Raw genomic sequence first — 10090 nt, 5'->3', positions numbered from 1 at the left:
CAAGGTTTTAAGACTAGAATACTCTCAAAATTAACCTCATTAACAATTATTCAATTCATTAATAAGTTTACTTTTGATAGAAATATTAACAACTTAAAAATTAGTATTATTTAAATGCACAACGGGTGACTTTATATATTGTAGCTGCAGTAATAATAGTACACTTTGTAGTTGGTTTTGGTTTTTTAATCTATAAAATGACTAAAAAGAATGATAAAACTTAATTCTTTATCACCCGTTGTGCATTTAGGATGATAATGTAAAAAAGTTGCGCAAGCTGTTAAATAACAGTAAATTGAAGTTCCTACACAACAATTTTAAGATGCACAACTTTCAAGCAAATTACGACAAAATACTTCAAGCAATGAACTACCCCGAGGCAGAACCATCGAGGTATCAAAATAAAGTTAGTTGATCAGAATGAACTTTTATGTATTCTTTTTCCATTCCTTGATTTTTTACATATGCCTTTATAACTTTCTCATTTGAATATTGACCAACAGTGTTTGCATAATAACCACTTGTCAAAAATTTTCCTCCCCACAGTTTCAACTTAATCTCTGGATACCTTTTGAACAATTCTTTTGATGTGATACATTTTAACATTGTTATCATTTTTGAAACCTAATAATTTGGAACACTTTGAACTAAAAAATGAACTTCATAGCGTGCTGATATTTCTACACAAATATGTTTTAAACCTTTTCCTATTTCATCATTTATAACTGATTTACTGTACTTCAAAGGAAAAAATAAATGATAAAATAGTAACGTTTTGTTATGTCTTTTGAAAATATGTTATCCCATACATAAATCGAAATTACACTTTTAAAAAGTGTTATAAAAAACTCTCCGTTTTTCAAACTTTTCAGCTAAACCCCGAGGCAGAGTCTCGAGGAATTCTTTTTGATTAAAAAAGAAAGAGAATGAATAACTACTCTTTCTTTCTCTTTTCAAAATATAAAACACCTAATAAACTAACTCCAATAACAACACCTCCTAAAGCATCTAAAACTTTTTGACCTTTAAAGATTGCATATAAAGAGAAAAATATTGAACCTATACTTATTAATATTATAAAATATTGAAGTGGTTTACTCATAAATTTATTTTTAATTTTTATTCATTCTAATGTGCGGAATTCCGTCTTCTAAATAATCTTCACCAACTTTTATAAAACCATGAGATTCATAAAATTTTTGAAGATATACTTGCGCAGAAATAGTAATTTTAGTAACTTTAAAATGAGTTTTAATAGCTTCAATAGATGCTTTTATTAAATCGTGCCCAAAACCATATTTACGTTCCTCTGTAGCAACTACTACTCTACCAATACTCGAATTTTTAAAATAACCTCCTGGTTTAAAAATACGTGTGTACGCAACTATTTTATCATTCTTTAACCCAAAAATATGTAATGATTTTTGATCTTTAAAATCTAAATCTTGGTATACACAATTTTGTTCTACTACAAAGATTTCAGAACGTAATTGAAGAATTTTGTATAATTCTGTTGTATTTAATTCGCTAAATGATTTTGTTATAAAGTTCATATATTAAAGTAAAATAGTTCTCTATAAAAATTTATTAATTCTTCATAAATTCACTCGAACTGACAGTTATTTTTTTAGTTTAAATAAATATAATATTACTTCGAGTGAAATTCTTTTTTAAGAATTTTATATCGAGAAGTTTTATATAATTAACAAGAAATTTTATCAACTCTATTACCATGTCTTCCACCTTCAAATTCTGTAGCAAGAAAAATATCTACAAAACCAATAGCTTGTTGTAAAGACACAAAACGTGCAGGAATTGTAAGTATGTTTGCATTATTATGTTGTTTTGTTAATGCAACCAATTCATTATTCCAACACAATGCAGCTCTAATACCTTGGTGTTTATTTGCTGTCATTTGTGCTCCATTACCACTTCCGCATAAAATAACTCCTAATTCTGCTTTACCAGATTCAACCGCATCTGCAGTTGGGTGAATTGCATCCGGATAATCCATAGAATCATTTGTATCTGTTCCAAAATTTAGCACTTTATAACCTTTTTCTTCTAAATGTTTTATAATTTCGAATTTGTATTCTGTTCCGGCGTGATCGTTACCAATGGCAATTGTCATAATAGATTGATTTTAATTTAGTTGTCTGCTACAAAAATACAGAAACTAACGGTTATCAACAGTTATAAACAACGTTAATTTTAGCATTTTTAATAACTCTTTAATTTTTAAGATTTTAGCGTTTTAAGAGAATGTTAAGAAGTTGTAATGAGAAACTCGTAACTTTATTTGGTGAATCTAATTTTTATTACAATACAGCGAGTAACATCACATACACAACTTTTTTTATTAGTTTTTGATAAAAGTTTATCAACATAAAATTTACAATTTATTTACATAGATTAGGTTATTAACTACTAAGTATTTTTAGTTAATTACTGTTTATAACTATTGTTAACAACTCTAAAATTTAATTGATTTTTAATACTTTACCTACCTCATAAAATGTAGATGATTTTTAATAACTCATATTAAAAAGTAAAAAGGTATTATTTTATAGTAGCTATTCACACACTATTATAACCACCATAGTTTTTTAAAATTTAATAAAATAAAATAGTATTATAATATAGAATGTTTATAAGTGTGAAAAAAATAAAAAAACGTTCTCTTTCTAAAAGTTATAATTTAAGAATTCAGTAAAGTTTAGTAAAAATAAAATTTGAAAAAGAAAAATAAGTGGAAAAAGTAATTAAACCGTTTTCCTTTCAATTTTTAAAAAAGAAACCGTGTCTTTTTGAATTTCTACAGTTTCGTTAGAATGCACCGTTTTATTTAAAGAAGTATTTACCGTTATTACAGTAACAAAAATGCCTGCAATAAAGATAAATAAGAATAAAGCGATAATTTTACGTAGATTTTTCATCTTAATAATTGTAACTTCTTTTTATAAAGACGCTTCATTTTAACAAACGTTACAATTTTCTTAAGATTTCTTTAACAAATACAAAAAGAAATAGCTTTTTCAATAACTTTTACAGTTATTTTTCCTGTATCAATCAATTCACCATCTGCTTGAATAAATGGCTTGGCAGTTTGCGGAATTACGGTAATTTCTTTAGTCTTATAAGTTTCCATTTTTTTATGATGCACTATATTTCCGTTATATAATTTTTTTATGTTGTAAATTAAATCGAATATATTCAAGTTTTTTGCAATGGTAATATCTAATAAACCATCCGAAGGATTTACATTTTCTGTGAATTGCATTCCGCCACCAGAAAATTTACAAATTCCGAATAAAGTCATTAAACAGTTGGTTTTTATTATTTTATCATCAAAAATAATTTTAAATACTGTTTTTTTATAAAATAATAAACCCGCTAATCCGCTTAATAAATAAGCGATAGCACCAAATCTTTTTAAAGAATTTAGTTTATTAACAATATAACCGTCATAACCCAAACCAGCAACATTATTAAAATAAGAAATGGTTTTATTTTCGGTTTCTAAAACACCAATATCTTGTAAAATAGTTTCCTTTTTATTAATAATTTCAACAGCGCTTTCAATTGAATTTGGTATGTTATATGTTTTAATCCAATCGTTACCAGTTCCCATAGGTATTACACCAATAGTTATATCAGAAGTTTTTACATACCTTTGCAGCATTATTCCGTTAACTACATGATGTAGTGTTCCATCTCCACCAACGGAAATAATATTTCTAAAACCTTGTTGAATTGCAGTATCAACCAGTTTAACCTCGTGTTTAGAAAATTTTGTAAAAGCAAAAGAATAGTCAATATTCTTATTGTTTAATAATTGCTGAATTTCCTTCCATAGTTTAGAAAAATTCCGATTTCCAGAAGTAGGGTTTGCAATTATAAACCAAGAATTAGTATTGATAGTATCAATATGAGACATAAAAAATAAATTAATAATAAGCCAAATTACAAAATAGATTCATAACATTTTTTTAATATATAATCTATTGAATAATTGTAATTTGCAGAGTACTTCAGTTTGTATAAAAATTATAAACTGAAACATAAATAACAAAGTATAAATGACAAAAAAGAAGAAAAAAATATTTAAAAAGAAAGGGAATGTTGTAAAAGACTTAACTAGAAATATTTTTAAAGTATTAAATACAGACAGCACAAAATCTTATAATTATAAGCAAGTTGCTGCAAAATTAAAAGTTACTGATACTGATGGAAAAAATCAGATTATTCAGAAATTAGCAGAATTAAATGCTGATAAAAAAATTAAAGAAGTAGAAAGAGGGAAGTTTCAAGTAAATGTTGATAAAAAATATTATATTGGTACATTAGATGTAACTTCTAACGGAAATGGTTATTTTATTTCTGATGATTATGAAGATGATATTTTTATTCCTAATAATAATCTTGGTAAAGGATTACATCAAGATACCGTAAAAGCATACGTTTATAAAAAACGTAGCGGTAAAAAAATGGAAGCAGATGTTGTAGAAGTTTTAGAACGCGCAAAAACAGATTTTGTTGGAGTTTTACAAAAGAATAAAGACAAAAATTTTGGTTTTGTAATTCCAGATAACCATAAAATGTACGCAGATATTTTTATTTCAGAAAATAAAATGAACGGTGCACAAGATGGAGATAAAGTACAAGCTAAAATTATAGATTGGCCAAAAAAATCTAAAAATCCGTTTGGAAAAATTACTACAGTTCTTGGTAAACCAGGAGAACATAATACAGAAATGCATTCTATTTTATTAGAATATGATTTACCGTATGAATTTGAACCAGAAGTAGAAAAAGAAGCAGAATCCTTACCAATAGAAATTACAGAAAAAGAAATTTCTAAACGTAGAGATATGCGTAAAGATTTAACTTTTACCATAGATCCTAAAGACGCAAAAGATTTTGATGATGCATTATCATTTACAAAATTAGAAAATGGTAATTTCGAAATCGGAATTCATATTGCAGATGTTTCGCATTACTTAGAACCAAAAACTATTTTAGATGATGAAGCTTATAAAAGAGCAACCTCTGTTTATTTAGTAGATAGAGTAGTACCAATGTTACCAGAAATGCTTTCTAATGGCGTCTGTTCTTTAAGACCACATGAAGAAAAATTAACTTTTTCTGCTGTTTTTGAAATCAACCAAAAAGCACAAATAGTTGGTGAGTGGTTTGGTAGAACTGTTACGTATTCAGATCAACGTTTTACGTATGAAGAAGCACAATCTATTATAGAGAATGTAAAATTATCAGAAGATATTAAACCGTATACAATGCCAGCTGATATTTCTATTATTGATAAAGAGTATACAGTAACTCCAGAAATTGTAGAAGCAACTTTAAAGTTAGATGAATTAGCTAAAATACTTCGTAAAAAAAGGATGAAAGCTGGTGCAATTTCATTTGATAGAGTAGAAGTGAAGTTCAATTTAGATGCAGAAGCAAACCCAGTTGGCGTTTTCTTTAAAGAATCTAAAGATGCTAATAAACTAATTGAAGAATTTATGTTGTTAGCAAATAGAAAAGTAGCAGAATTTATTGGTTTTTCTAAAGGTAAAGCAACTAATAGAACATTTATATACAGAATACATGATGAACCAGATGATGAAAAACTAGCATCTTTACAAAACATGGTTCGTAAATTTGGTTATAAGATTAATACAGATACAAAAGAATCTACATCAGAATCTTTAAATCAGCTTTTAAGTGATGTGCATGGTAAAGCAGAATCTAATATGATTGAGACATTAACCATTAGAACAATGTCTAAAGCTAAATATACAACACAAAATATTGGGCATTACGGATTAGCTTTTGATTATTACAGTCATTTTACATCACCTATTAGACGTTATCCAGATGTAATGACACATAGATTACTTCAGCATTATTTAGATGGCGGAGATACGCCAAAACCACTTCCTTATGAAGAAAGATGTAAACATTCTTCAAATAGAGAAGAACTTGCTTCTAAAGCAGAAAGATCATCAATTAAGTACATGCAAGTTAAATACATGCAAGATCATAAAGATGAAGAATTTGAAGGTGTAATTACAGGAGTTACAGAGTGGGGAATTTATGTAGAAATTTCTTCTAACAAATGTGAAGGAATGGTTAGAATTAGAGATATAAAAAACGATTACTATGTTTTTGATGAAAAACAATATGCTATTGTTGGGCAATCATCTAAAAAAATATATCAACTAGGTGATGATGTAAAAATTAAAGTTAAAAAGACAGATTTAGAACGTAAACATTTATACTTTAATTTAATAGAAGAATAAATATTATTTTAAAAAAATTGATAATTATAAAAATACGTCATTTGACGTATTTTTTTTGGTTTAAATCTACTTGATATTTGTAAAAACAAACAAATATTATGAAAACAAAACTACTTTTATTTTTTTTTATTCCTTTTTTAAGTTTTTCACAAGTTTTAAAAGGAAGCCTTATTTCAGGAATATCTTCAACGAACAGCGCAAGAGCTTTTGTAGCATTATCATCTGATGGAAATATTTTAGTAGCTAGTGGGCCATATAATGGCGCAGGGCTTACTAAAGTTTATAAGTTTGAAAACAATGATTGGGTACAGTTAGGTGGTGTTACAGGTCATCCATATAGTGTTTCAATTTCTTCTGATGGAACTATTATAGCTGGGGGTTCAATTAAAGCAGGAAATCTAGATAATGGAACAGTTGGTATTTATAAATATGTTAATGATAATTGGGTATTAATAGGAAGTCAAATACAAGGTAAAGAATCTTTTGATGAATTTGGATATAAAGTAGCGCTATCATCAGACGGCACAATTGTAGCCGCTAGTGCTATTTTAAATGACATTAACGGAAGTAAGTCTGGACATGTTAGAGTTTTTAAAAACATAAATGATGTTTGGACTCAGATAGGTAGTGATATTAATGGTGATGCTGCTGCTGATAAATTTGGAACAGACATTACATTATCATCAGATGGAACAATTATAGGAATTGGCACACCATTAAACGATGTAAATGGTACTAGTTCTGGTCAAGTAAAGATTTTTAAAAACATAAATAATATTTGGACACAAATAGGAACTGATTTACTTGGAGATGCAGCAGGAAATAAATTTGGAGAAAGTATTTCGATGTCATCAGACGGAACAAGTATTGTTATTGCTGCTCCTACAACAACAGGATCTACTTTTCCATCAGAGAATAGTTACTGTAAAGTTTATGAAAATATAAACGATGTTTGGATACAGAAAGGAAGTAAAATTACTGATATACAAAGAGACGCAGTGGTATCTATGTCTGGAGACGGAAAATTTATTGTTGTAAAAAAGAAAAATGGATTTGCACATATTTATGAGTTTAAAAATAATGATTGGGAGGAAATAGGGGTTGTTTCAAGAAACACAAAATTAGATTTTCATTTATCTAAAGATGCTAATACATTAGCTTTAGGATTAAACCAATCTCGTGCCTTGGTAGAAGTTTATGATTTAAGTGGTTTAACTTTAGGTGTAAATGACTTTGTAAATTATTCTACAAAAATATTCCCAAACCCTGTTAAAAAAGTTTTATCTATAGAGTTAAAAAATAATTTATTATTAAAACAAGTAATTATTTATAATCAATTAGGAAAGAAAATTATTTCTACTTTAAGTTCAAAAATTGATATATCAATGTATCAAAAAGGTATTTACTTTACAAAAATCATCACAAATAAAGGTTTTACATTCAAAAAAATAATAAAGAATTAAAGTTTTAGTTTCATTAATTTTTTCATCTTTGCAACAATAAAAGACTAATAAAGTCTTTATAGTGGTATACTTATTGATTTAAGTATAGTAATCAAAATTTTATAATGATGAAAAGAATAGTATTTATATATACACTAATGTTCAGTTTTGTATTAGTAGCACAATCTAAAGTGACTAAAAATTTAGGAGATTACACAACTTTAAAAGTCTATAATGGTATAGAATTAGAGTTGATAAAATCTGATGAACAAAAACTAGAAATTACTGGTGAAAAATCTGAAATGGTAAAAATTAAGAATGTAAATAATACATTAAAATTGTCTTTACCTTTTTCTTTAAAACCTTCAGATAATTCTGCTGATGGAAAAATTTTAATTAAACTTTTTTACAATAAAGACATTGCAATTGTAGATGCTAATGAAGGTGCAACAATTACTGGTAAAGATTTTAATCAAACTAAAGTAGAAGTAAACGCACAAGAAAGAGCATTTATTAATTTAACGACAACATCAGATTATTTAAAGGTTAGAGCCTCTTCTGGAGGAATCATTAAATTAACGGGTACTGCAAAAAATCAAGAGATAGATTTAGATTTATATGGTGTATATCATGGTTTTGGATTAAAAGCTACTGGTAATTCTACTGTAAAATCTGGTACAGGAGCAAAAGCAGAAGTTTTAGCTGGTAAAACATTAAGCGCTAAAATTGGTTTTGGAGGTTCAATTTTTTACAAAGGAAACCCAGAAGTAACTAAAGATAAAAAAGTTATTGGAGGTATTATTCAAAAAAGAGACTAACAGAGTGCGTGTTATATGCTTTTTTGTATCTTTGTATTATTAAAACAAGAAATAATGAATAGTTTATCTATATATTTTGGAATGATTGGTGGACCACAAATAATTATTATAGTTGTGGTAATTTTATTATTATTTGGTGGTAGAAAAATACCAGAATTAATGAAAGGAATTGGTGGTGGACTTAAAGAATTTAAAAAAGCTGCTAAAGAAGAACCAGAAGAAAATTTAGAAGAAAAAAAGTAAGTTTTAAAAAACTTAAAGGTATAAAAAAAGCTCAACTTGTATTATACAAGTTGAGTTTTTTAGTTTTACAAATTAAAAATATCCCCCAATGTTTCTAATTCGATTAATCTCTGCAAAGATAGACTTACATTATTGTATTTTCAATTAAATGTTATAAACAGGAAGGTTTTTGCAATATTTGGGATGAAAAGGAAGATTGTTTAGTTTAATAAACCAATTAACGATTGTTTACTGAAGCTTCTAGAAACAGGAATTTTAAAAGAAATGTAATTAGACTTCAATAAATACCCTCTTGCGTTTCCATTTATATCGTTTATAAATTTAGAATTTATAATATAAGATTTATGACATCTTATAATACAAGAATACTCTTCTAACTCTTTATTAATTTTAGTTAATGTTACTCTTAATATTTTTTCTGTTAGATCATTATCATCTTTTAGTAAAAAGAAACTTGCATAATTACCTTGTGAAGTAATATATACTAGGTTTTTAATATTAAATTCTATAAACTCTTTTTTGTTTTCAGAATAAATAATAATAGTATCTTTTAGTGTATTCTTATTTTGCTGTTGTTTAAGTTTGTTATGTGTATTAATTTTTTCAGCTCTTTTTTTCCTTTTTTCTCTTACATTTTTTTCATTTATAAAAATAAAGAGAGTTAACGGTATTAAACTAACTAAAAAGGTATATAAAAGAAATTCAAAAAGACTTAATTTTCTTAAGTTATATGGTTCTTTATAGGTTTCACCCAAATACCATAAAAACACCCCTACAAATGTAATTCCTACCGTCATTAAGAAGATATTTCTACCTACAGTCCAATTATCTTCATTAAAATAATTTTTAAAAATAAGCGCAGGAATGTATAAAACAATAAAAGTTCCTAAAAAAGCGATAATACCAATACCTAAAGTGTATTCTAGAATAATTACATCAAATTGAGAAAGGTAAAAAGGTCTAAAAATATAAAGAAATAGAAAAATAAATAAGCCATGAAAAAAGCTCATTTTTAATTTAAAACTAATGTTTGGGTTAAAGTAATATGGCATTGAAAGCCAATTAGAAATAGTTTTCATTTATTTTTTTTGATGAATACTTTTTATATTAAAATTCACCTTTTCTATTCATAGAAAAGGTGAATTTTTGTTTTATTAAACCTGTTGTGCATTATAAAAAAGCTGTTCATTGATTAAGAGAATCGTATATTTAATTGAATTTCAAACATTTAAATAGATGAACAGCTTTAGAGCAAATTACGAGAAAATTTTAGAGGTATTAA

General features: G+C 26.6%; 11 protein-coding genes and 1 pseudogene. 5 read left to right on the top strand and 7 right to left on the bottom strand.

All coding sequences use genetic code 11. The features are described from left to right. Nucleotides 1–114, top strand: a pseudogene (locus V3V28_RS12045) (IS982 family transposase); the annotation flags it as partial. A 282-nt stretch (nt 115–396) separates the two neighbouring features. Here V3V28_RS12045 and V3V28_RS12040 read toward each other — a convergent pair. From V3V28_RS12040 to V3V28_RS12015, 6 genes are all read right to left on the bottom strand, one after another. Continuing rightward, nucleotides 397–615: a transposase gene (locus tag V3V28_RS12040; protein ID WP_331365261.1), complete on the bottom strand. Its 219-nt coding sequence runs from the start codon at nt 613–615 to the stop codon at nt 397–399. 319 nt (nt 616–934) lie between these two features. Then, complete coding sequence (locus V3V28_RS12035) at nt 935–1102, bottom strand: hypothetical protein (protein ID WP_331365260.1); 168 nt, start codon at nt 1100–1102, stop codon at nt 935–937. A gap of 10 nt (nt 1103–1112) precedes the next feature. Beyond that, nucleotides 1113–1553, bottom strand: coding sequence for a GNAT family N-acetyltransferase (locus tag V3V28_RS12030; RefSeq protein ID WP_331365259.1), 441 nt, complete (start codon nt 1551–1553; stop codon nt 1113–1115). 149 nt (nt 1554–1702) lie between these two features. Next, nucleotides 1703–2131 (bottom strand): ribose 5-phosphate isomerase B, encoded by a 429-nt coding sequence (gene rpiB / locus V3V28_RS12025; RefSeq protein ID WP_331365258.1) that lies wholly within the window; start codon nt 2129–2131, stop codon nt 1703–1705. A 631-nt stretch (nt 2132–2762) separates the two neighbouring features. Continuing rightward, complete coding sequence (locus V3V28_RS12020) at nt 2763–2936, bottom strand: hypothetical protein (RefSeq protein WP_331365257.1); 174 nt, start codon at nt 2934–2936, stop codon at nt 2763–2765. A 71-nt stretch (nt 2937–3007) separates the two neighbouring features. After that, complete coding sequence (locus tag V3V28_RS12015) at nt 3008–3937, bottom strand: diacylglycerol/lipid kinase family protein (RefSeq protein ID WP_331365256.1); 930 nt, start codon at nt 3935–3937, stop codon at nt 3008–3010. Nucleotides 3938–4079: 142 nt separating this feature from the next. On the opposite strand from V3V28_RS12015, the gene rnr reads away from it, so the two are divergent. The 4 genes from rnr to tatA all read left to right on the top strand — a co-directional run bounded on the left by rnr (nt 4080) and on the right by tatA (nt 8808). Next, the gene (rnr, locus tag V3V28_RS12010; RefSeq protein WP_331365255.1) at nt 4080–6305 is read left to right on the top strand and encodes a ribonuclease R; all 2226 of its coding nucleotides are present in this window, start codon (nt 4080–4082) and stop codon (nt 6303–6305) included. 98 nt (nt 6306–6403) lie between these two features. Next, nucleotides 6404–7768: a T9SS type A sorting domain-containing protein gene (locus V3V28_RS12005; protein WP_331365254.1), complete on the top strand. Its 1365-nt coding sequence runs from the start codon at nt 6404–6406 to the stop codon at nt 7766–7768. 107 nt (nt 7769–7875) lie between these two features. Then, nucleotides 7876–8565, top strand: coding sequence for a head GIN domain-containing protein (locus V3V28_RS12000; RefSeq protein ID WP_331365253.1), 690 nt, complete (start codon nt 7876–7878; stop codon nt 8563–8565). Between the two features lie 54 nt (nt 8566–8619). Beyond that, nucleotides 8620–8808: a twin-arginine translocase TatA/TatE family subunit gene (tatA, locus tag V3V28_RS11995; protein WP_331365252.1), complete on the top strand. Its 189-nt coding sequence runs from the start codon at nt 8620–8622 to the stop codon at nt 8806–8808. A 200-nt stretch (nt 8809–9008) separates the two neighbouring features. Here the strand turns inward: tatA and V3V28_RS11990 are convergent, their stop codons facing one another. After that, a complete protein-coding gene (locus tag V3V28_RS11990; RefSeq protein WP_331365251.1) occupies nt 9009–9887 on the bottom strand; it encodes a LytTR family transcriptional regulator DNA-binding domain-containing protein in 879 nt (292 codons plus the stop codon). Nucleotides 9888–10090 lie beyond the last annotated feature (203 nt).

Source organism: Polaribacter sp. (assembly GCF_036480315.1).
Taxonomy (GTDB): Bacteria; Bacteroidota; Bacteroidia; order Flavobacteriales; family Flavobacteriaceae; genus Polaribacter.
This window is presented reverse-complemented; position numbering and strand designations above follow the sequence as displayed.